We start from the raw sequence: 23,839 nt of genomic DNA, 5'->3' as shown, positions 1-23,839 counted from the left end.
TTGCTAAAACTGATAACGAACCTGTATCTTAAAATCAGATTTCTTGTTGCCCTCTATTTCATCTAACCCCGACCCAATCTTTTCAACATCATTGTAGACGTAAATTGCATATCTACCCCAAACATCCATATCTTTTAATACCCGATACCTCAAATTGATAAAAGTTCTGAACCCTTTGCCGTAATAACTGCCAAAGCTAGAGCCATACAAAACATCATCTTCGTAGGCGTAAAGTCTGCTGTTGTACGATGGCGTATTGAAATACGCTAATCGGATATTACCTATGACTTTAAAAGATAGTAATTGAAAATTCATATCCTGATAAGCCAGATAACCGAATTCATTTACACTTCCTTTTTTATAATGAGTAACCTCTATACGCTGCTGAAAGCCGATGTTTTTATTCAACTGCCAATTGCCCTCAATTCTGTAATTTTGTTTGTTTACACCCTGCAAATAAAGGTAATTACTGCTTGCATCTGCGTTCTGTTGCTTTATTTCTCTCTTGTATCGAGCTAAAATCTTGAAGGTTTTGCTAGGAGTGTAGGTCGCCTGACCCAATACTTCATATCCTGAAGAAGCAGAATCTACTCTATATCTTAGCCATGGAAATTTAAAGTAATCACCATAGGTAGAAAAGGTCCAGCGTTTAGACGGAGTGTAGTTTAAGCCTACATACCAACCCTTTTCATTACTGATTTCTGTGCCTTCACCAACGCCATTACTAAAAAAGCTATGGTAATCCCTATCGTAGCTACGGTGCAACAACACTGCCGACACCTGTTTCGATAAACTAGCCATAGCCCCATTTACAATAGCCCAGCCGCCATTTAAGCTATGGGCAGTTTCGCCATAAAAGTAGATGTTTTTAAAAGTATAGCTGTAATGAAAACCAGTGTTAACGAGGTTTTTTCCTGTAAAAGCGTACTTGTTGTAAAGAGAAGATCCCGTAGTAAATTCATGCTGATAGCTGGATTGGTATGCCGTAAAACCAAGGTTTAAGTTGCTGCTTAAGTATTGTAAAGCTCCTCCGTAAACGAATTGACCAAGGCTGCGTTGGTTTTTAAGCTCAGTTGCTGTACGGTGTAATCCTGTAATTCCAATATTTTGAATTGTAACAAAACCGTCATTGTCTTTTAAACTTGCATCTCGCTTTCTGGAAGATATAAAAGTGCTGAGATCAATGTTTTGCGTTAAATTAACTGTAGTTGCAATTCCCCTAAAAAATGATGCTTCATTTGAAGAGGAGTAAGGTCGAAGTCCAATATCCTTACTGGCTACACTGGTTACATCGGGCCCTTTTCCAAAAGCAAATCCTGACCAAAGTGCTAAACCCTGACCGAATTGAAGACTGTAATCTCCAAGTACAATTTTTTTAAAGAAACCAACTTTGTTGATGGCAATATTTCCCGATAAATGATCAAGACCTGTTTTGTTATTAATAAAGTATTCTCCGGCGTCTTTCTCTGCAACAATGGAGGCTGAAAGAAGCGCTTTGTAGGTATATCGGTACCTCATGAGTAGTTTGTCTGGGGTGCCTAAGTATTTGCTTCCTGGTAGGCTCTTAAAGCCCTTTTGGGTCTGAAATAACCTACCATACCTAAAAATCAGATCATTGTTTCCATTTTTAGCCAGATCCTTATAGCTCATGTTTGAAATTAAGGGAGGTGCTTTTAGTGTTACAAATGGGATTAACCGATTTATTGTCTGTAGGTCGAACCCGTCAATTGACTGAATTTCAAGGATGTTTAATAGTTTTCCATTGACTTTTATATGATTGAAAAAGTTGCTAATTTGGAGTGGCGATAAAAAGACCAGACTCTTAAGCTCTTCTGGATTTGTTTGATTTAAATTGATTGGATGCCTTCTGTAATTGGTCAGGCGTTCTGTCAATTCGGAAAGATCATAGTCTTCCGATAAGTTTTCGGCAACACTTTCTATGATATCCTTAATAAAAGAATCCCCCTGCGCTTTTACTTTAAAAAAGAACAGGGCAAGCACAAATGTGCAGAGCATTTTTGTTGTGGCTGGCATAAATTAGCCTAACCACTATAATTATTTTGGATATAAAAAGTAATTAACCGGATAAGTGAAAATAAAGCTTTTCTTACAGGTTAAAACAGTCAGCGGAATGTGTTGGTAAGTGAATCAACAGTGAGTAAAGATTTATTCTGCATTAAGTCCACCTTTTGTCTGGAAAAACATGGACTCACCATGGACTTACCATGGACTCAACATGGACTTAGACAAAGCACTGATAAGACATGTATCACTTTCAGTCTAGTTTTAGGCTGTTAATCATTAAGAGAAAAAATAAACTTAAATCTCGTCGTTTAATTTAAGTAAGAAATCCTTCAGCTTTTCAAGCGAAGCAATGATCTTTTGATTTTCTTTAACCTCCGAAGTATTGTTTTTTAAATGGTCTTTAGCACCTTTCAAGGTAAAACCTTTATCCTCTACCAGATGAAAAATGATCTTTAAATTTTCAATGTCTTCAGGTGTGAATAATCGGTTTCCCTTTTTGTTTTTTTTAGGTTGTAATACGTCAAATTCCTTTTCGTAAAATCGGATTTGCGAAGCGTTTACACCAAACATTTCGGTTACCTCACCCATCGTATAGTACATTTTATTGATATCCCGTTCCTTGTAAGGCATACTTTAGTGTTGATTATTAGTGGTTTATAGCTTTTATTTAAAGTATTCAAATGTAGTGCGATTTTAGTACAAATCCGCAATAAAATTTCAATTTTCCTCGATAGAGGTTATTTTTTTATCTAAGTTTGTTCCACTAATCAAGAGAAGGATGACAGCTAAGGAAATCAGACAGGCATACTTAAAATTTTTCGAATCAAAACAACATCACATTGTTTCATCGGCACCTATTGTAGTTAAAAACGACCCTACGTTAATGTTTACCAATGCGGGGATGAATCAGTTTAAAGATTTGTTTTTAGGAGAGGCCCCAATAAAATATCCAAGAGTAACTGATACCCAACGTTGTTTGCGTGTATCCGGAAAGCATAACGATTTGGAGGAAGTAGGAATTGACACCTACCACCATACCATGTTTGAAATGCTTGGTAACTGGAGTTTTGGCGACTATTTTAAGAAAGAAGCCATTGCCTGGAGCTGGGAGCTATTAACTGAGGTTTATAAAATTCCGAAAGATAAATTATATGTTTCCATTTTTGAAGGGGACGAAAAAGAGGGCTTGCCAAGGGATACTGAGGCTTATGAGCTTTGGAAACAATATGTGCCTGAAGACCGTATTATTTTAGGTAATAAAAAGGATAATTTCTGGGAAATGGGTGATACCGGGCCATGTGGTCCATGTTCTGAAATCCATGTAGATTGCCGTCCTGATGATGAGCGCAAAGCTGTTGAAGGTAAATCGCTTGTAAATGCCGACCATCCTCAGGTTATTGAGATTTGGAACAACGTATTTATGCAGTTTAACCGTTTAAAAGACGGTTCTTTACAGCCACTTCCTGCACAACATGTGGATACAGGAATGGGTTTTGAGCGTTTAGTTCGCGTATTGCAAGAGAAATCTTCAAATTATGATACTGATGTTTTCCAACCGTTAATTCAATTTATTGCTAAACATGCAGGTATTGAATATGGTGTGGATGAGAAAACGGATATCGCTATGCGTGTTATGGCTGATCATATTCGTGCCATTTCATTTGTAATTGCTGATGGGCAGTTACCTTCTAATAATAAAGCAGGGTATGTGATCCGTCGTATTTTACGCCGTGCTGTAAGGTACGCATATACTTTCTTAAACCTTAAAGATCCGTTTTTAAATCAGCTTGTGCCGGTTTTGGCTGAGCAGTTTAAAGGCGTGTTTGATGAGCTTTCGATGCAACAGGATTTTGTGCAAAAGGTTGTTTTGGAAGAGGAAATCTCTTTCTTAAGAACTTTAGCTACGGGTATCCAACGCTTTGATAATTATACTAAAAAGCAAGGCGAAGTATTGATGGCTGAGAATGCTATTGAGCTCGAGAAAAAATTTGATGATCCATGGGTTTATAGCATATTGAAAGACCAGATGGTGATTTCAGGAGAGTTTGCTTTTGAGCTTAATGATACCTATGGTTTCCCAATAGATTTAACTGAATTGATGGCCAGAGAACAACGCTGGACTGTTGATATGGAAGAATACAATAAGGCGCTTTTGAAACAAAAAGAGCGTTCTCGTGCAGCTACGGCAGTTGACACAGGTGACTGGGTTATTGTTAATCCTGATCTTGAAGTTGAATTTGTTGGATATGATGATTTTGAAGCTGAAACCGAAATCATAAAGTACCGTAAGGTAAGTGCAAAGGGTAAAGATCAATATCAGATTGTGCTGAGCAAAACTCCTTTTTATGCTGAAAGCGGTGGTCAGGTAGGTGATACAGGTCGTTTAGAAGATCATAGTCGTCTTTTCTTTGTAGAGATAACTGATACTAAGAAAGAAAATGGTGTAATTGTACATTATGCTGATACTTTACCAGAGGATGTTGATGGTCGTTTCTGGGCTGTTATTGATGAAGATAAGCGTTTGCTTTCTCAGGATAACCACTCGGCTACACACTTGTTGCATGCTGCATTGAAAAAGGTATTGGGATCGCACGTGAACCAAAAGGGTTCATTGGTAAACCCTGATTATCTTCGTTTCGACTTTTCGCATTTCGCAAAGGTTACTGACGAAGAGTTGGCTCAGATAGAGCATTTGGTTAATCAGAAAGTAAGAGAGAATATTCCTTTAAAGGAACAAAGATATGTTCCATATGATCAGGCAATTTCTAGTGGTGTAACTGCTTTATTTGGTGAGAAGTATGGAGATTTAGTACGCATTATCACTTTTGACGATCATTATTCTAAAGAGCTTTGCGGTGGTACTCACGTACAGGCGACAGGTCAGATTGGTTATTTCAAAATTACTTCTGAAAGTGCTGTCGCTGCAGGTGTAAGAAGGATAGAGGCAATTACGGCTGATAAGGCTGAGGCATTTGTTTTGGATCAGAACCGAGAATTGAATGATTTAAGGGCGTTGTTAAAAGGAAATAAAGACCTTAAAGCTGCTGTCGCTGCGCTTATTGATGAGAATGCCAAACTTAAAAAGGATGCTGAAAAGGCTGTAGGCGAACAAGCGGCTAATCTTAAACATGAAATTGTACATCACCTTAAAACCATTAATGGGGTTAATTTGATCGCTACACATGTTGATTTACCAAACGCTGATGCAGTTAAAAACTTAGCGTTTTCTGTTAAGGATCTGGTTGATGATCTGTTCCTTGTGTTTACTACCTTAATTGATGATAAACCTGGAATTACAGTAATGGTATCAGAGAATTTGGTTAAAGATAAAGGACTGAATGCATCTAATATTGTTAGAGAATTAGCTAAGGATATTCAAGGCGGTGGCGGTGGCCAGCCTTTCTATGCTACGGCAGGTGGGAAGAACAAGGATGGCTTAGCAGCTGTTCTAACTAAAGCTGAATCGTTGATTGGTTAGGAAGATTAGATAGTTAGCAATATTGAAAAAGCCCCAAAAAGTATTTAACTTTTTGGGGCTTTTTGTGCTGATTGTCACGTCCTGAAAATAGTTGACTAATAAACAGTTAACAGTATGAAAAATCAGGATGTGCACCTGTTCAATCATTATATTTCGGATGCTTAGCCACCATGCTTTACATAAAATTGACTTTCTGCGAAAAGACCTAGGAAATTTTGCCCATTTAGCGAAGCGGGCAAAAGATTCCAGCCTTAGAGTAGAATAGCTATTTTACTGTTAATTTTTTTATAGGTGCAATCACCACTTTTCTAAACTCAACTTCCGAGCCTTCGGCTTGCAAAGCGATATTGCCACTTGATACTGTGCAGTTAGTTCCATGGTTAACAAAAACGTCGTTAACCCAAACTTTTACCTGATCACCTAAACACTCGATCACCATTTTATTCCATTCACCTACAGGTTTTTCAACATCCTGTACAAGTCTTTTTATTCTTCTAAGCTTATCGCCATTAACGCCCCAGTTTTCTTTAGGGCCACGACGAGTCTCCATATCAGGTACGGTAATGTCTTCCTGGATACACCAGAAATCGCCGGCCATGGTGTGCTGCATTTGAACTTCTATAGATTTTGGGAACATATCATAAAGTGCTCTTGACGTAGAGGCATGTACCAGTACGCCACAGTTACCCGGTTGAGCAGCAAAGCGATACTGTACTTCTAAGCGGTAGTTCTTATATGTAGCATCGGTAATCAGGTGACCTCCGGGAGTACCCAAACTAACCAATAAACCATTGCGGATTATAAAAGGCATTCTGGCATTTGGGTCTTTATCCATTTCAGGAACATCGGCATGCCATCCTGTTAGGTCTTTACCATTAAACAAGCTCTTCGATTGAGCAAATGAGGCAGCTGAACTTAAAATTAAAGCCAGTGCAATGAGTGATTTGGTTAGGTTTCTTTTCATGTTTTTGTTAATACTAAGATATAAATACTTTTAGCAACTCGCTTTTTTTTCTATTTTGTGTAACCAAATAAAAAAAGTATGACCATCCTTATTGTTTTATTGTGTATCCTATTCCTGATTATTTTAGTTTCAGCATTCCGGGTCAACGCATTTATTGCCTTTCTTATCGTATCTATAACTGCTGGTATTTTACTAGGCATTCCGCTTAATAAGGTCACCGCCTCTGTAGAAAAGGGGATTGGTGATGTATTGGGCTCTCTGGTGGTAATTATCACCGTAGGAGCGATGTTAGGTAAGCTTGTAGCTCAAAGTGGCGCAGCACAAAGAATAGCATCATCTATGATGAACCTTTGCGGAGAGAAATATATTCAATGGGGAGTGGTAACTACCGGGTTTCTGGTGGGTATTCCATTGTTTTATGGGATAGGTTTTGTGTTGATGGTTCCCTTGATATTTTCGATAGTTTACAAGTATAAACTGCCTGTTATTTATATAGGTTTGCCCATGCTGGCCGCTCTGTCAGTTACACACGGTTTTTTACCGCCACATCCATCACCTTCGGCTCTGGTTGTTCAGTTTAAAGCCAATATGGGACTAACATTGCTGTATGGCTTGATAGTAGCTGTGCCTGCAATTATAATAGGAGGGCCGCTGTTTTCGAGGACACTGAAGGCCATACCTTCAAAACCTTTGGCGTCTTTTGTGCCTGCAGATATGCCGGAAGAGGAACTCCCGGGCGCGTTTAATAGCTTCTTTACGGCCCTGCTGCCGGTTTTACTGTTGATTGGGGCTACTGTGTTTACACTTTCAGAGAATCAGAATCCATCAGTTGCAAACTTCTTTGCTTTTGCAGGAAGTCCGACAATTGCGATGCTTGTTGCGTTGTTTGTGGCTACATTTTCGCTGGGTGTTTTTCAGGGTAAGAAAATGGTAGACATTATGAATATCTATGGTGAAGCGATTAAAGACGTAGCCATGATATTGTTAATCATTGGTGGCTCAGGTGCTTTAAAACAGGTTTTAGTGGATAGTGGGGTGAGCGGACAAATCGCTTTGCTTTTAAAAGATATGGATATGCAGCCTTTGTTTTTAGGTTGGTTAATAGCCGCAATTATTCGTTTTTGTGTAGGGTCGGCCACGGTTGCAGGTTTGACTACTGCCGGGATTATTTTACCTTTGATGGTATCGTCGAACACAGATCCGAACTTGATGGTTTTGGCTATTGGTGCAGGAAGTTTAATGTTCTCACACGTAAACGATTCTGGATTCTGGATGTTTAAAGAGTACTTCAACTTAACTATGAAAGATACTTTTAAGTCGTGGGCCGTAATGGAATCTATAGTAGGAATTGTGGGACTGATAGGTGTACTTTTATTAAATCAAATTATTTAATTAAATATAGATATGGAAACTTTTAATGCAGATGAGCAGTTTGAGAAATTGGGATTAATGTTGCCGCCAGCACCAACTCCTTTGGGTGTGTATAAGCCTTTTTTGATTGATGGCAAGTATCTTTATTTATCAGGACATGGGCCTGTTAGATATGATAAAAGCTTGATCATTGGGCGTGTGGGTGTTGAGTTTGACAAAGAAGAAGGGAAGCTTGCTGCCAGACAGGTTGGATTAACCATGTTGTCGACTATAAAAACGAATCTGGGTAGTTTAAACCGTGTGAAAAGGGTAATCAAGGTTTTGGGTATGGTAAACTGTACACCTGACTTTGAAAGGCATCCCTTTGTAATTAACGGTTGCAGTGAGCTTTTTGCTCAAGTTTGGGGAGAAGAAAACGGTATCGGTACCAGAAGCGCTGTAGGTTTTGGCTCGTTGCCTGATAATATCCCTGTAGAGATTGAAGCTTTATTTGAACTTCATGATTAAATTTTAAGGTTATGGCTGAGCAAGATTGGTATATCATTGATAATGTAGATGAGCTGGATTCTCCGGCTCTGGCTTTTTATCCGGATCGGATTAAGGGGAATATTGCAAAGCTAAAGGCCAGCATTGATTCGGTTGATAGATTGCGTCCTCATGTGAAAACGCATAAGTCGGCGGAGGTTACCAGGCTAATGATCGATGCCGGAATCACTAAATATAAATGTGCTACAATTGCGGAGGCGGAGATGTTGGGCGCTTGTGGTGCAGTTGATGTGCTGTTGGCTTATCAGCCTGTAGGGCCTAAAGTTAAAAGGTACGTATCACTTGTAAAAGCTTTTCCTTTAACACGTTTTTCGTGTTTAGTAGATAACTTAAGTTCTTTAAATGAGCTTTCTGTTTCGGCTACTGAGTCAGGTTTGGAGATTAATTTGTTTCTGGATTTGAATATAGGCATGAACAGAACGGGTATTTTGCCAGATGAAAGAGCCTTGGTTCTTTATGAGAAAATGAGTTCGACTGAAGGTGTAAATGCTGTTGGTTTACATGGTTATGATGGTCAGATTCATGATACTTCCTTGTCTTTAAGAAGAGAGAAATGGCTTGTCGGTTGGAGTGCTATTAACAGTTTAAAAGATAGTATTTTGGCTAAGGGCTTGCCTAAGCCGGTTATTGTAGGTGGTGGTTCACCTACTTATCCATTTTATGCGGAACAGGTTGATGTAGAGTGTAGTCCGGGTACGTTTGTGCTTTGGGATAGCGGATATCAGCGTTTTGAAGATCAAAAGTATGATGTAGCGGCAGTTCTGGTAACCAGAGTGATTTCTATATTGGATGAAACTAAGTTATGTCTGGATTTGGGACATAAGTCTGTTGCTGCAGAGAATGAACTCACAAAAAGGGTATCTTTTATGAATGCTCCTGAGGCCAAAATAGTAAGTCAGAGCGAAGAGCATCTGGTATTGGAATTGGCTCAGGGTCATGGGTTTAAAGTAGGGGGTGTTTTGTATGGAGTACCAATTCATATTTGTCCAACAGTAGCCTTGTATGATCGTGCGGCAACTATTACTGAGCGCCATTTTACGGGAGAATGGAACATTACTTCGAGAAATAGAAAGATTAATATATAGCCTATGTTTACAGTTGATGCGCATTTGGATTTAAGTATGAATGCCCTGGAGTGGAATCGTGATTTGACTTTGCCTGTTGCTTCTATAAATGAAAGAGAAGAGGGCTTAAGGGATAAACCAGATAGGGCAAAGGCGGTCGTTTCGTTGCCTGAACTTAGAAAGGGAGGTATTGGATTAGTTGTGGCTACTCAAATTGCGCGCTTTGTAGCTCCAGGAAATACTTTGCCGGGCTGGCACTCACCAGCACAGGCATGGGCGCAAACTCAGGGTCAGTTGGCATGGTATAGGGCTATGGAGGATGCAGGAGAAATGGTTCAGATTAATAATCTGGATGGTTTGGAAAAGCACCTTGCTTTATGGGCCGCTGATACTCCTGATGCCGAAAAGCCGATTGGCTATATTTTAAGTTTAGAAGGTGCTGATTCTATTGTAACCATTAGGCATTTAGAAAAAGCTTATCGCAATGGTTTAAGGGCTGTTGGGCCTGCACATTATGGCCCGGGAAGATATGCTCAGGGTACTGATGCAACAGGGTTGATGGGACCAAAAGGTCATGAATTGCTTAAGGAAATGGAGCGTCTGAATATTATTTTAGATGCTACGCACCTATGTGATGATAGTTTTTGGGAAGCATTGGATCATTTTAATGGAAATGTATGGGCTTCGCATAATAACTGTAGGGCTTTGGTAAATCACAATCGCCAGTTTAGTGATGATCAGATTAAAGCTCTAATTGAAAGAGGTGCTGTTATTGGTGCTGCTTTAGATGCCTGGATGATGGTGCGAAACTGGGTTCGTGGCCAATCTACTCCAGAGGGTACGAATTGCAATTTAGGTGTAATGATTGACCACATAGATCATATTTGTCAATTGGCAGGGAATACGCATCATGTTGGTATTGGTTCTGATCTTGATGGTGCTTTCGGGAAGGAGCAGTGTCCATATGATTTGGAAACTATTGCTGATCTTCAAAAGATACCAGCCTTGTTTAGGGCTAAAGGATATACTGATGTAGATATAGAAAACCTAATGAGTGTTAACTGGTTAAGGTTTTTACGTAAGGCTTGGAAGTAGGGTTGTTGTTGGTTTTTAGCTTTTTTGGGTGAGGTTATTTTAATGCCCAATATCCAACAGCAAGCCAGATTAATCCTTTTACGAGGAAAAACAGGAATCCCCAAACGCCAACTTTTTTGAGCCATTTTAGCATTGCTGCTTTTTTCTCCGAAGTTTTAGTAGTCATACTCTTTAATTTATGTTTACTGAGAATGAGATTTAGACTTAAGCAAATCTAAATATTTACTCATAATTATTAAGTTATTTGTAATATATAATTGGTAACTAACTTGTTATTTTAACATCCTTAGGGATGAAGAAATGCTTTAGTGTTCGCGGATTGGTGTAAACATCCGAGTCAATTTCAAATACTTCGTAAATGTTTTTACTGCTCAGTACTTCTGCAGGTGCGCCATCATACCATTTTCTTCCATTTTTCAGGAGCAGTATCCGGTCTCCGTATTGTGCAGCAAGGTTGATGTCGTGTAAAATGCTGATAACCATAAAGCCACGTTTGGTAAGCATTTTAGCGATTGCCAGTGTTTGCTGCTGGTATTGGAGGTCAAGACTGGCCACAGGCTCATCCATAAGCAGTAGGGCATTAGGCACATCCCATATTTGGGCTAAAACCCGTGCTAGCTGAACCCTTTGTTGTTCTCCACCGGATAAGGTAAGATAGGATCGTTCTGAAAAATCTTTTACGCCTGTAAGTTCCATTACTTGCAGTATTATGTTCGTATCATTTACTGAGGGGTTATTTTTATAATGTGGGTATCGACCCATTGTTACAATTTCTGATACGCTAAAGGCCATATTGATTACATTTTGCTGGTTCATTACTCCGCGGTTTAATGCGAGCAGGGAAGGACTGTAGTTACTGATTTCTTTATTGTGTAGTTTTACCAGGCCTCTGGTAGGTTTCTTTTCACCACTAAGCATTTTTAATAGGGTTGATTTCCCTGCACCATTGGCGCCTAGGATCAATAATAGTTCGCCAGGGCGGATGCTAAAGGAAACATTCTTAACTAAGGATCTTCTACCTGCTTCGAAAGTTAATGAGTCTGCTATCAACATTTTATATTACCAGTTTTTTCTTGTCCTTAACTAAAATATATAGAAATAATGGAGTGCCCATTAATGCTGTTATTACACCAATTGGGAGTTCTATAGGAGCAATAATGACACGACAAATCATATCTGATATGGTAAGCATTAAAGCACCAAAAAGAGCCGATGCGGGTAAAACATGCTTGTTGTCTACTCCAATAACTAAACGAATTGTGTGGGGAACAAGCAAACCAATGAAACCAATGATACCTGATACAGAAACGGCCGCACCCACTGCCATAGTGGCCAATATAACAACGTTTCTTTTTACCACATTTACTTTAAGGCCAAGCTGCGCTGCCTGTATTTCGCCCAAAGAGAATGCATTTAGTGCTTTTCCCATTCGTGGAAGTAATAACAGTGGGACTAAAACAAACGGTAGTAAGGAAATTACGGTTTCCCAGGTTGCTCCAGCGAGACTTCCAAGCATCCAGAACGTGATGTTACGTAATTGCTGATCATCGGCAGCATAGGTGATGAGTCCGGTTAAAGCACCTGCAAGGGCATTAATTGCAATCCCTGCTAATAGCATTGTAGCAACATTAGATTTTCCGTCGGTTCTGGAAATTTGATACACAATTAAAGCCGCTATACCTGCGCCTGCAAAAGCACCAAAGGCCATAATGTAGTAGCCCATAATATTGCTTAAGCTAGCCAGCAAGGTTGCTTCGAGTACAATAATGATTACGGCCATCAAAGAAGCACCTGCAGAGATTCCAATTAATCCCGGTTCTGCCAAAGGGTTTCTGAAAATGCCTTGTACGGCTGTACCCGAAATTCCCAGGGCGGCGCCTACCAATAATCCGAGTATTACACGCGGAATTCGTACAATGTTCAGTACCCCTTCATGTTGTATGGATATGGGCATTTCACTAAATAATCCGATTTTTTTTCCTAAAATTACAATAACCTCTTTTAAAGGGATCTGTACTGCACCAAGCCCCATAGAGAGTCCTGCGCTAATTAATAATGCCAGAATTAGCAAAATGTATAAACCTGTTTTCTTACTCACTACTTACCAATTAGCATTTAATTGTGTGATTGCCTGAGCCAGACGAACAGAAAAGTTTACTAATAACTCACCATCCATTTGTACTATTCTTTTGTTTTTTCCGGCATTGGTTAGCGATACACCTGGCATTTTAAGAATGCTGTTTATTCCGCCGAGGCTTTTATAGCCGAAATCAAACATTAATATCAGATCAGGATTTGCGTTTACCAAAGATTCAGTAGTGTAAGGTTTAAAGTTTGAAAAGCCTTGCGCAGCATTTTTACCACCTGCAAGCTTAATGATTGCGTCCAGATTGGTGTCTTTTCCGGCTACCATCATAGTGCCTGCACCTCTGGCATATAGGAAAAGTACTTTAGGGGATTTCGGATTTTTCTTTACTGTTTCAAGTGCCTTGTTTACGTTTAAAGTGGTTTGTTTAACCAATTCTTCTCCCTTTGCAACATTATCTAATGCACTTGCTACCTGTCGGATAAAGGTATTAGCTCCTTTTACAGAGAACTCTTGTTTTACTACAACCACCTTGATGCCCGCCGATTTTAGCTGAAACTCTATAGCATTGGAAAGTGCACCTTCCGGCGCTAGGACAAGATCAGGAGAAAAGGAGATAACTCCTTCTGCAGATATACTACGGTTCTGGCTTACTTTTTCTATTTTATTTACGTAAGCAGGGTAAGTGCTTGTTACGTCTACAGCAACAATTTGTGGGCCGAACCCTAATGCATCTACAGTTTCGGTAAGTGCACCACTTAGGGTAATAATACGCTTTTGGGCATTTGCAAACGAGGCATTATAGCTCAGAAGGATTGTAAAAAGAATGTAGAAGGATCTGATCATTTTTATGTTTTTGTTATTTGTTTTCGTAGGCAAAGGACGACTTAATTAAAATCATTCCAAATAATTTGATCGGGGTTAACGGTATTGGTATATATTTTTTGTGGGTACTGTTGTTTTTGTTTCCTTATGGTTTTGCAGACTGTATTTTGTTGTTTGTTAGTTGTTTATGCTTGTTTTTTAGAATATGTTCTAGTTGCATTTTTGCTCTGTTTTTACCGTAAATCATCCTGAATCCGTAAAAACAATCCCGAAATGGTTAAAAATAATCCTCTTTGCGTTGCTTTATTTCTGACAAATGTAAGCATATTTGTCATCTTATTTAGACTGATTAAAAATAACTAATTGTATTTCATGTATCGCTTTCCTATCATTAAAAGGTGTTTGATTTTCTTGTTTACCCTGCAGGGTTTGTCTGCTTTTAGCATGGATAAACTGGGCAGTTTGGAGGGGGTAATTACCGACGAGAAAGGGAAGCTGTTGCAAGGTATTGCAGTAACACTTCAGCCAGATCATAAAAAAGCACTTAGCGACTCGAAGGGTAAGTTTAAGATCAGTGGTCTTTATGAAGGTACTTATATATTGCATGTTTCTGCAATAGGGTTTGAGAACGAGACAAATGAAGTTGAAATAAAAACAGGGAAGGTAAGTACGATTTCTATTCAACTTAAGGTAGGAAACAAGGAGTTGAACGAGGTTAATGTAACCGGAGTACATAGCAATCCTGATAACTTTATTGACATGACCCGCACTGCGATGCCAAGTAAGGTGATTACAAGGCAAGAAATTGAAATGATGGGTAGTCGGAGATTGGATGAAGTGTTGAAAGAGCAGACAGGGCTTGCAATTGTAAATGATATCGGCTCTGGAAATAGGGCAGTAGGTTTGCAAATGCAGGGTTTTGATAGTGGATACACCATGATCATGATTGATGGACAGCCAATGGTGGGTCGGAACAATGGTAATTTTGATCTTTCCAGAATTACAGTCTCCAATATTGAACGTATAGAAATCATTAAGGGTGCATCTTCTTGCTTGTTTGGTAGCGAAGCGTTAGCAGGTGTTGTAAATATTGTAACGCGTAAAAATATAAGTCAACCGCAGGGCCTTGCCGCACTGAGGTATGGAAGTTTTAACATGGTTGATGCTACTCTTGAGGGAGAAACGCCTTTTGCGGGTAAAAAGGGATCGGCCTATTTATCGGGTAATTACTACCGGACAGATGGCTTTAATTCAAATCCTTACTTATCAGACGGAAAAACTGCCCCTCCCTTTAATAGTTATGCTTTTCAGGGACGGGGTCGGTATTTATTGAATGACATCAGTACGTTGAGTTTTAATGGCAGGTTTGTAACACGGCATTCGGAAAATAAGATTGCCTATCAAAATCTTAGTCCGAGTATGGATGTGCTGGATGAATATGACCTTAATGGTTCTTTGGCCTTAAACAATAATTTTAGGAATGGGCTGAAACTGAAATCACAATATTACCTGACCAGGTATCAGAATGACCAGGATGTTACCGATCTGGAAAGTGGTTTTGTCATGCAGGGGAGCGGTTTTAAGCAATATCTGCATCGTGTAGAAATACAGGCATCTAAAAATATGGGATCTTCTGTTGAGCTAACCGGAGGGACAGGAGGAGCTTATGAATTGCTGGATAATACTTCCTATAGAAGTAGTAAAAGCATGGCCAATTATTTTATGTATGGTCAGTTTGATTGGCAAGCGACCGACAAGCTTTCATTTACCGGGGGTGCCAGGTTCGATTATCATGATAAATACGGCGCTAAATTAAATCCGAGTATTGGGTTGCGCTACAGCGCATTGAAAAATTTAATATTGAGGGCTGCAATTGGAACAGGATTTAAAACGCCGAATTTTCAACAGTTGTATATGAATTTCACCAATGTGCAAACAGGGTATTCTGTATTTGGGGCTGAGGAATTTTGGCGCGAAATACGGATCCTTCAGGATGCGGGGCAGATCATGAGTATTTTTCCAGCTAAGCGCATTGGAACACTTAAACCGGAGCGCTCTGTTTCTTACAGTGGTGGATTTGCCTATAAACCGCTCGGTGCATTGGATCTGGATGTAAACATATTCTATAATGACATGAAGAATTTCATTAATTCTGAACAGGTGGCATTTAAAACAAGCGGTCAGCAAATTTATTCTTATATGAATATTGCCAAAGCCTGTACTACAGGGGCAGAAATAGGGATCAATTATAAAGTTTCGAAATCAATCCATCTCTCGGTCGGTTATCAATTGCTTTATGCGATAGATAAAGGTGTTTTGGATTCTATAAAGAATGAAACTGGTTTGTATTCAGTGGTTTATGATACTGATGTAAATGAAACACGACGTTCCAGACGTAGTGATTATCTGGGGATGAATAACAGATCGAGACACATGGCTAATATAAAAGCCAGTTATACTTATGATCGGCTGGGATTAACAGGGTCATTCCGTGTGAACTACAGAAGCAAGTATGGCTTTATGGAAGACAACAGGGCAAATAACTTTCTGGATCCCTGGGACAAATTTGTGAAGAGCTTTTTTTTGCTGAACCTGGCAGTTCAAAAAACTTTGTATAACAAACATTTACAGTTGCAGATTACTGCAGATAATCTGATGAATTATCGGGATCAGTTGATACCCGGACAGCAGGGGCGAGCCATATTGGGAGGGATTAGCTGGAGATTTTTTAAGAATGAATAAACAATTGAAATATATCACCACATGAACACACAATTTATAAAAACCAGCAGGTGGATAATCCTTCTGCTATTGACAGGGACTTTTACAATGTCCTGCTCAAAAGATGAAACTGCTGAAGCAGAGCCGGAAATACCTGCTGAAACAGGCTATGTTTCTTACAACAAACTGCACAGGGTAGAGAATTTTGCTGTAGAGACTGATGATAAGAACCCAACTGAAACTAAGTCAGCCGCCTTTTTTAGTTTGGAAACTAAAAAAGAGACACCAGCTAATTATGCTAAAACTGCCAGATGGGATATGGGTTTTAATGGGTTGTATAACAGTTTTATATCTGGAAATAATGGTAATGAGGGAAATAATTTAGGATACGGAGGAGCCGGTGTTGGCGGAATTATGATTGTTGAGAAGCCATTCAATGAAGTGACGGATGTACCTACAGATGCGGAGTTTAATACTAAAGTGGCAGCCGTAGGAACTGATGGAAAGGGAGACTTTGGCCAGGGTATCGGCTGGTACCTGTATGATTATGGCGGTAACATTATTGGCGATGGCAGTTATGATAAAATGCATGTTGCTTATGCACTAAGCGATCCTATGACTATGAAGAATGGCACGCAGTTAAAAGCCAGAACGCTGATTGTAAGAACAGCAAAAGGGAACTATGCAAAAATAAAAATGATCAGTTGCTATAAAGATGCATTTACACCGGATAAGTGGTTCAGAACAACGCCCCACATGTTTTTCACATTCGAATATGTAATCGTACCAAAAGGCAGTACCAAATTTGAAATCAAATAATATCTAAATCTCCAATGAAACTAAAATTAATAATATATACGACACTGGTATTCATCAGTTTCTCTTCGTGTAAAAAGACGATGGATTTACCAGTCCAGTCTGACAGTAAAATACTTGAATACAAAGTTCCGGTATCAGATGGTGTCATTAGTGGCGTCATTGACGAAACAGATAAAACTATCACAGTTTATGTTCCTTTCTATTATCAACTGGATGTGATAGATCCGGAAATCAAACTGGCGAAAGGAGCTAAGTTAAAAGAAGAAATACTTCCGGTTGAAGTATTAAATAATACAATGACCTATACTGTAACAGGAGCAGACAAGAGTAATTCAACCTACAAATTGATCATTAAGTTGCAGCAAGTTACACCTTTGTTAATTAAAGAGTTATCTTCTGAAACCACTACTGCGTCAATTGGGATTGGATTTCAGATGGCTAGTTTTGATGGTAACTTTAATACCAATGATGCCAATAAAGTAAGGGTGTTTCTGGTAGATGCTACCGGCAAAGAAAGTGAGTTTTCTCATACAACGGGGTTTGGAGCAGCCGCTGTAAGGCCTCTTAATGGTGCAGATGGCAAAAAAACTTACAATATCAGCTATATGGGGGTGCCACAAACTGTTTTGCCTGGTCTTTATAAGGTGCGCGTGAAAGTACTTTCTCTCACTACTGAAATGAAATATCCGGTTAAGCTTGAGTACGTCACCCCACAGGTTGACTATGTAACACCAACTGTGAAGCAAGGTGAAGCATTTGCTATCAAAAGCAGCGGCCCTGTATTCACTAAGTTTGAATCATTCAGTATCATGGTAAATGGAGAAAAGGTTGAACTAGGTATCGAAGGTCAGACTATCAACACTGCTAATGTACGTATTCCTGCCACCGTTCCGCCCGGTGTATATGCGCCATCTATCATTTTTGAAGGCTTCCCTAAATTAACCTCTACTTTCTGGAACATTACTGTAATTGCTAAATAATTATGAAATTAAAATATCTATATCTTTTTATTATTCCATTATTGGTATTCAACGCCTGTAAAAAGGAATATCCTAATTTACCTTATACTGATATCCTTAGTTTTTCTATTAAGGATGCGAACGGAGAAGCACTAAAAGCTGCCGTAGAAAATGGACAGATCATTATATACTGGCCACCAGGACAGGCTGTTCCTGCTACTGTTACCCCTCAGTTTACGATTGCAGATAAAGCAACTGCATCACCTGCAACTGGTGCTGCGGTGCCATTCTCAAACAATACTACCTATACCATAACTGCTGAAAATGGTACTAAAGCTACCTTTAAACTTAAGATTGTTATGAATACGCCTATCCCACTGTTGGGCGGTGTTTATGGTGTGCTCAATTTTAACGATAAGGCATTTATGACACCAGTGGATCAAATCAGCATTATAGGTGATTATTTTGATGCAACACCCGGAAATACGAAGGTTATACTGGTTAATACCAACAATCAGGAGTCGGAAGCAAGAATAACAGCAATAAATGAGATTAGTATAAATGCATTGCCCGAAATACCAGTTGGTAATTACAAAGCAATAAAGGTGGTAGTTAATGGAAAAAGTGTATCCTACCTTCAGGACTTTGCTATTGTTGAGAATACCAAGCCAAATATTCCAAGCACTTTCTTTAAAGAGACGATGACTTTAAAACAAGGAGATCTTTTGACTATCAATGAAGGAGTAAACCTACAAAATATCAACAATGTAGAACTGTACAATAATACTACGAGAGCTTACATAAGTGTTACAATCAACGAAGCCAAAACGGGCAGTATTACGCTGAAAATACCTGAAGATTTTCCATTAGCGAATTATATCAGATTAAGGTATTGGTATCCAGGCAGCGAATATTACGATGAATCAGCAGCTAGCGTAAGCTTTATAGCTTTACCTATTACTGTTATAGCGAAGTAAACACATTTTACACCAATAAATAAAATACCATGCTAAGTACTAAAATCAAGGAGGCTACTAAAGAAGGCCACCAGCAACTAGAGAAAAAAGTAATCTTAAAGCTAAAAGCAATAAGAAGCAATGCAGATTATGCAGATGTATTAAAACATTTCTACGCCTACTTTAAGGAAGTAGAAAAAGCAATACAACCCTATATAACTACAGATATTTTGCCTGATCATGCGGAACGCCGCAATTCATCTTATTTAAAAGCTGATATCGAAGAACTTGGAAGTGACATCAATAAACTGCCTGAAGTAACGATCCCTAAAATTGAAAATATTTTGGAAGCACTTGGTGCTATGTATGTTATGGAAGGCTCCATCATGGGCGGACCGATCATTGTGCAGATGCTTGCCAAGTACGGTGTAACAAAGGGAGTTTCCTTCTTTTCTGGCTATGGAGAAGCCACGGGGCAGATGTGGGGGAAATTTGTAGCTGTATTGAATGAAAAAGGAGAAACTCAATTGGAACAGGAGGCAGCTATAAAAACGGCAGACGAAACTTTTCTTCGTTTCGGCGATGTATTTGGTGAAGTTCCAGTCGCTTCTTAATCAGAAGTAAGACAATAATCATCCTTATGAAAAACAATTAAACAAGCTGATGAAGATAAAATCAAAAATAGAAGGGGCAGACGACTGGTTGTTCATTGAAGAAATTCCTGAACTCTATTCTCCAAATACACCTCTTTCTGAGAAGAATGTCAACATCAAGAGTCTGCCGGCGCAGAAGCTGGTTAATTACCAGCTTAGTGCAGGCGGGCTTTTTCTTGTTCATTCTACTATGCAGTTTTCAGAACATGTTAAGGTTCTTTCTGAAATTGAAGGAGAAGCGATTACCTCTCAATTTATTTTTTATGGTACACATCCGTCCAATGAAAAAACTATTGATAAAGAAGGAAGGAGAACGGGTAGCAGGCATAATATCAGGTACATTCCTTCTATAAAGGGTAAGTACCCGATGATGCCGGATATAGAGTACAAGTATTTTTTGCTGGTGCTTTCAAGAGAATACTATTTTCACCTCATTGATCAGCATTCTTTACTACATAGCAACTTTGTTAGAGAGATATTAAAAGGACGATATACCTCTTATGCTGCCAAGGATTTGCCTGTAACTACGGAAATGAAACGGGTAATTAATGATATCTGTGAATGTAAAAGGAACGGGGAACTTAAAAGACTTCATACCGAATCCAAGATTCTGGAATTGCTAATGCTTCAGCTGGAGCAGATGCAATCGGGCATGGCGGAGGTTGACAAGTATATGATCAAACAAGACGATCTTAAAAAGATTGAACATGCCAGAGATATACTGGACGCTGAGTATACCTATCCACCGACAATTATTGAGTTAGCGAAACAAATTGCACTAAATGAGTTTAAGCTTAAGCGGGGCTTTAAAGAGTATTTCGGTACCACCATTTATGGTTATGTAACAAGGCTAAGAATGGAGGAAGCGAGAAGATTGATTCTGGATGAAAAGAAAAGTATAGGTCAGGTAGCTGCGGCTGTAGGGTTTAATCATCAAAGCCACCTTACTGATGCCTTTAAACGTTACTTCGGCATTTTGCCCAGTGAAATCAAATCTGACGAAGAACAGCCTTTGGCACTAAACGCTAAATAAATAACTACCTAAAACTGTTAATACTGAATCTATGAAAACTATAAAATATCAATTAATAATGCTGTTTATTCCGCTGATCACTTTTGTCTCATGCACCAAAGAGGAAGTAAAACCAGATCTAAATGATAATAAAAGTACAGTAGTTAAAGACTTGGCCGGAGATGTTGGCAATACCGTGGGGAGTGGAAAAGAGTTTGAAACATTTTACTTCAGTCTGAACACAGGAACTAAAATAGATCCCTCTAAAAAGCTAACCACCGAATGGGACATTGCATTTACCAAGGAATATAATTCGCTGATAGTTGCTAATAATGGACAGGTAACTGTAAGTCCGGGATATGGAGGCACAGGTGCAGGTCGGATCATTATTGTAGAAAAAGCCTATGATAAAGTAACACAGGCTCCATCCGATAACGAGTTTATCGCAAACGGTATCCCGAATTTCGGTTGGGATGCAGGAAACGGTGTTGGCTGGTTCTTTTATGACCTTAAAACTCACATCGCGGTACCCGTAAAGAACAGAACTTTTGTAATCAGAACAGCTGAGGGCAAGTATGCTAAACTGGAAATGGTTAGTATGTATAAAGGCGCACCTGCAACAGTGAGCGATTTAAACTGGCCAGCCCCTTATTTTACCTTCAGATACTATTTGCAGGCAGATGGCAGCAGAAATTTGAGTACTAATTAAATCAAATTAGCCTCCAGCTTAAAATCCCATTAACGTAATTTTTATCCCGAAATGGTAAGAGATTGTACGCTCTACTCTGGAAGATTGTTGTCATATTTGCTATTATTTAAAATCATTCTAAATAACTAATGTTAATGAAAAATCACCTCTCAGCCCTCAGTGCACTTGCAATCGGTTTGTTGCTAGGTTGCTCTAAAAGCAATGATGTTGTTCCTGAAAAGGAACTGCCAGCTTTGTCAGCTATTACAGTAGTTGCAAGTGGGGAGTACAATGTTATCCTTAAAGGAGATACTGAAGCAAAAATGACAACTGGCGATGGCAACTTTAAGCCTGTATTTTATAGTCTTGAAGATGGACGGGTTATACCTGCCGAATATGCCAATACAGATAAATGGGATATTGCTTTTACCGGGATATACAATAGCAGTATTTGGGCCAATCACGGTGAAATAGTGTTTGATAATGGTAACAAGGGACCGGGTTATGGCAGTCCGGCTCGTGGCGGATTATTTTTGGTTACCGATCCTACTGTTGAAACGAAATATTACGACTCAGAAAAGCAAAGACCCCTACAGGTACCTATTTCTAAAACCCTACTTGACGAAGCTTACAGCAATGTTAAAACGGTTTCCATCAATGATAATCAACTACTTTCAAAAGGATTTTTAACGCTTGATTATTTTCTTGGTAGTGGAGTGGGCTATGCGTTTTATGACTTTTATGGGGCCATGTTTCCGGGAGATAAAGAAAGAGCACATATTGTGTATAATCTGCCAAGACCTATTGTTGTTAAAACTGCTAAAGGAAATTATGCTAAGCTTATCATTTACAGCTTTTATAAAGATAGTCCTTTAAGTCCTACACTGAAATCAGAAGCACCCTATATCTCCTTTAAATATACCATCCTGAAAAACGGATCAAAAGATTTTACCAAAGCAATTAACTGAAAATGAAACAAAAAAAAATAATGCTGGCAGTTTTAGTGTGCAGTGCTGTAGTTATAGGCTGCTCAAAAGATAAGCCTGAAACACCAGATGTACCTGCTGGTACCGATACTGCTAAAGTGGCAGGAACCAATTGGGTTCCGGCACGTGCGGTAAAAATACAGGATACTACTTATAGTTATAGTCAGGTCATTCCTTACAAAGATGCCAACGGAAAACTTATCTACGATAAAGCTAACTTTCAAACGAAACAAGGCAAGGGCTATGTTTATTACGATGAGAAATTTAAAGTAGTTTACGTGGTGGACTGGCCTGGTACCCAAGGTAATGCTGCAGAAGGTGCAGCAGGTTTTGAACCCTTCTACTTTAATTTTGATAAGCGTCATAATGTTAAAAAGGAAGCTACTCAGGTCGGGACTGCTCCATGGCACATCAAATTTTATGACATCTACAGCGCTTATGTAATCACTGATGGTGATATAGACTCTGAAGGTGATCTGGGTAAGCTTCGTGTTTATCGCACCCCATTTGATGAGCTTGACGAGGCGCTAGATAAAACAATGCTTCGCACTGCAGTTGAAATAGAGATGGAAGAGAACCCAAGTGTAGATGGTTGGGGGATTTATAGGCTGAGTGATCATATTCTGAGGCCTTATAAAGATAGGAGTATTGTGTTTCGACTAAAAGACGGCCGTTATGTTAAGTTCCAATTGGTAAATCTTTATAGGACTAACCCTCTGGTTGTAAATGATAAATACGAATTCCAGGCTCCCTATTACAATTTTAGATACTACATACAAGAAACTCCCAATAACAGAATAATAAAAACAAGATAATTAAAAAGAAAAATGAACTTTAAACAAACCATTTTAGCATTAACAGTTTTAGGAATAGCTTTTAGTGCATGTAAAAAAGATAAAGCTACTGAACCAGAAAAAGTAGCTGATTTTACACAAGTATCAAAATATATTAAAAAGTACAATAACGGAGTAATTGAAGTTACCCAATTACCTATTCCAGATACTACAGCGGCAAACAGAAGAAAATGGACCTTATTTTCTTTTGACAAAATGGATTTTGTGGACGTAGGTAAAGTAAAAACCGGAGACTGGGATTTCGGATTTCAAGCAAGAGAAGTAAGTGTAATATCTGCAAATAATGGTATTACGTCTGATGAGGAATCTCCATTCCATGAAAGCCCTGCCAGAGTATATTTGAAATCTTTTTTCGGAAAATTTGAGGAGGTGACTGAGGCTCCGGCTGCTTTGAACTTCGATACTGATTATGATGATTATAATGTAATAGGTACAGCTGGAGAAAACATAAAGGATTATAATCAATTTCCATTCTACTGGGCTTATTATAGTCTTAATGTTGATAAGGAACCGACACATCTTGTCCCTTATACCAATAACTATTCGATTTTTAAACTTACCGATGGTCGTTATGTTAAGTTTCAGATGATTAACACTTATAATAACGCACCTGAAAAGAATAGCCCTAATTCGAGTAAAGGTTATCTCAGCTTCCGTTATTTCATTAGTAAGGCTGGCAGTAAAGATTTGAAAACTAAATAAGAAATTTTAGGCCAGGGCCCGGTCTGAAACAGGCT

General features: G+C 38.9%; 22 protein-coding genes. 15 read left to right on the top strand and 7 right to left on the bottom strand.

Going from position 1 to position 23,839, the window contains the following annotated elements; all coding sequences use genetic code 11:
- Window positions 1-3: 3 nt before the first annotated feature.
- On the bottom strand, window positions 4-2,016 hold the full coding sequence (locus J1905_RS12350; protein ID WP_214227549.1) for a helix-hairpin-helix domain-containing protein: 2,013 nt from the start codon (window positions 2,014-2,016) through the stop codon (window positions 4-6).
- Between the two features lie 303 nt (window positions 2,017-2,319).
- Window positions 2,320-2,655 (bottom strand): MerR family transcriptional regulator, encoded by a 336-nt coding sequence (locus tag J1905_RS12345; protein WP_108205773.1) that lies wholly within the window; start codon window positions 2,653-2,655, stop codon window positions 2,320-2,322.
- Between the two features lie 148 nt (window positions 2,656-2,803).
- On the opposite strand from J1905_RS12345, the gene alaS reads away from it, so the two are divergent.
- The gene (gene alaS / locus J1905_RS12340) at window positions 2,804-5,503 is read left to right on the top strand and encodes an alanine--tRNA ligase (protein ID WP_214227548.1); all 2,700 of its coding nucleotides are present in this window, start codon (window positions 2,804-2,806) and stop codon (window positions 5,501-5,503) included.
- Window positions 5,504-5,768: 265 nt separating this feature from the next.
- Here alaS and J1905_RS12335 read toward each other — a convergent pair whose 3' ends face one another.
- Window positions 5,769-6,467 carry a 3-keto-disaccharide hydrolase gene (locus J1905_RS12335; protein ID WP_214227547.1) on the bottom strand — a complete coding sequence of 233 codons (699 nt, stop codon included), beginning with the start codon at window positions 6,465-6,467 and terminating at the stop codon, window positions 5,769-5,771.
- Window positions 6,468-6,545: 78 nt separating this feature from the next.
- Here J1905_RS12335 and J1905_RS12330 point away from each other — a divergent pair, with 78 nt between their 5' ends.
- The 4 genes from J1905_RS12330 to J1905_RS12315 are packed head-to-tail and all read left to right on the top strand — an operon-like array spanning window position 6,546 to window position 10,543.
- The gene (locus J1905_RS12330; RefSeq protein WP_214227546.1) at window positions 6,546-7,859 is read left to right on the top strand and encodes a gluconate:H+ symporter; all 1,314 of its coding nucleotides are present in this window, start codon (window positions 6,546-6,548) and stop codon (window positions 7,857-7,859) included.
- 12 nt (window positions 7,860-7,871) lie between these two features.
- Window positions 7,872-8,345, top strand: coding sequence for a RidA family protein (locus J1905_RS12325; protein ID WP_214227545.1), 474 nt, complete (start codon window positions 7,872-7,874; stop codon window positions 8,343-8,345).
- 11 nt (window positions 8,346-8,356) lie between these two features.
- Window positions 8,357-9,469, top strand: coding sequence for a D-TA family PLP-dependent enzyme (locus J1905_RS12320; protein WP_214227544.1), 1,113 nt, complete (start codon window positions 8,357-8,359; stop codon window positions 9,467-9,469).
- A 3-nt stretch (window positions 9,470-9,472) separates the two neighbouring features.
- Window positions 9,473-10,543: a dipeptidase gene (locus tag J1905_RS12315; RefSeq protein ID WP_214227543.1), complete on the top strand. Its 1,071-nt coding sequence runs from the start codon at window positions 9,473-9,475 to the stop codon at window positions 10,541-10,543.
- Window positions 10,544-10,577: 34 nt separating this feature from the next.
- Here J1905_RS12315 and J1905_RS12310 read toward each other — a convergent pair whose 3' ends face one another.
- The 4 genes from J1905_RS12310 to J1905_RS12295 form a co-directional block, all read right to left on the bottom strand.
- Window positions 10,578-10,709 carry an alanyl-tRNA synthetase gene (locus tag J1905_RS12310; protein WP_108205890.1) on the bottom strand — a complete coding sequence of 44 codons (132 nt, stop codon included), beginning with the start codon at window positions 10,707-10,709 and terminating at the stop codon, window positions 10,578-10,580.
- A 98-nt stretch (window positions 10,710-10,807) separates the two neighbouring features.
- A complete protein-coding gene (locus tag J1905_RS12305) occupies window positions 10,808-11,593 on the bottom strand; it encodes a heme ABC transporter ATP-binding protein (protein ID WP_502928730.1) in 786 nt (261 codons plus the stop codon).
- A gap of 4 nt (window positions 11,594-11,597) precedes the next feature.
- Entirely contained in the window at window positions 11,598-12,641 is a 1,044-nt protein-coding gene (locus J1905_RS12300) for a FecCD family ABC transporter permease (RefSeq protein WP_214227541.1), read from the bottom strand.
- Window positions 12,642-12,644: 3 nt separating this feature from the next.
- Window positions 12,645-13,475 carry a heme/hemin ABC transporter substrate-binding protein gene (locus tag J1905_RS12295; RefSeq protein ID WP_214227540.1) on the bottom strand — a complete coding sequence of 277 codons (831 nt, stop codon included), beginning with the start codon at window positions 13,473-13,475 and terminating at the stop codon, window positions 12,645-12,647.
- Window positions 13,476-13,898: 423 nt separating this feature from the next.
- On the opposite strand from J1905_RS12295, the gene J1905_RS12290 reads away from it, so the two are divergent.
- From J1905_RS12290 to J1905_RS12245, 10 genes are all read left to right on the top strand, one after another.
- Entirely contained in the window at window positions 13,899-16,196 is a 2,298-nt protein-coding gene (locus J1905_RS12290; protein WP_214227539.1) for a TonB-dependent receptor, read from the top strand.
- 21 nt (window positions 16,197-16,217) lie between these two features.
- Complete coding sequence (locus tag J1905_RS12285; RefSeq protein ID WP_214227538.1) at window positions 16,218-16,994, top strand: HmuY family protein; 777 nt, start codon at window positions 16,218-16,220, stop codon at window positions 16,992-16,994.
- A gap of 14 nt (window positions 16,995-17,008) precedes the next feature.
- Window positions 17,009-17,974: an SGBP N-terminal domain-containing protein gene (locus J1905_RS12280; protein ID WP_214227537.1), complete on the top strand. Its 966-nt coding sequence runs from the start codon at window positions 17,009-17,011 to the stop codon at window positions 17,972-17,974.
- Window positions 17,975-17,976: 2 nt separating this feature from the next.
- Entirely contained in the window at window positions 17,977-18,930 is a 954-nt protein-coding gene (locus tag J1905_RS12275) for an SGBP N-terminal domain-containing protein (RefSeq protein ID WP_214227536.1), read from the top strand.
- Window positions 18,931-18,959: 29 nt separating this feature from the next.
- Entirely contained in the window at window positions 18,960-19,523 is a 564-nt protein-coding gene (locus J1905_RS12270) for a biliverdin-producing heme oxygenase (RefSeq protein WP_214227535.1), read from the top strand.
- A 49-nt stretch (window positions 19,524-19,572) separates the two neighbouring features.
- The gene (locus J1905_RS12265; RefSeq protein ID WP_214227534.1) at window positions 19,573-20,595 is read left to right on the top strand and encodes a helix-turn-helix transcriptional regulator; all 1,023 of its coding nucleotides are present in this window, start codon (window positions 19,573-19,575) and stop codon (window positions 20,593-20,595) included.
- Between the two features lie 31 nt (window positions 20,596-20,626).
- A complete protein-coding gene (locus J1905_RS12260) occupies window positions 20,627-21,283 on the top strand; it encodes an HmuY family protein (protein ID WP_214227533.1) in 657 nt (218 codons plus the stop codon).
- A gap of 134 nt (window positions 21,284-21,417) precedes the next feature.
- Window positions 21,418-22,230 (top strand): HmuY family protein, encoded by an 813-nt coding sequence (locus tag J1905_RS12255; protein ID WP_214227532.1) that lies wholly within the window; start codon window positions 21,418-21,420, stop codon window positions 22,228-22,230.
- A gap of 2 nt (window positions 22,231-22,232) precedes the next feature.
- The gene (locus J1905_RS12250) at window positions 22,233-23,063 is read left to right on the top strand and encodes a hypothetical protein (protein ID WP_214227531.1); all 831 of its coding nucleotides are present in this window, start codon (window positions 22,233-22,235) and stop codon (window positions 23,061-23,063) included.
- Between the two features lie 12 nt (window positions 23,064-23,075).
- Window positions 23,076-23,804, top strand: a complete 729-nt coding sequence (locus J1905_RS12245) for an HmuY family protein (RefSeq protein WP_214227530.1) — start codon at window positions 23,076-23,078, stop codon at window positions 23,802-23,804.
- Window positions 23,805-23,839: the final 35 nt, after the last annotated feature.

The sequence above is a fragment of the Pedobacter sp. B4-66 genome (assembly GCF_018492665.1).
Taxonomy (GTDB): domain Bacteria; phylum Bacteroidota; class Bacteroidia; order Sphingobacteriales; family Sphingobacteriaceae; genus Pedobacter.
This window is presented reverse-complemented; position numbering and strand designations above follow the sequence as displayed.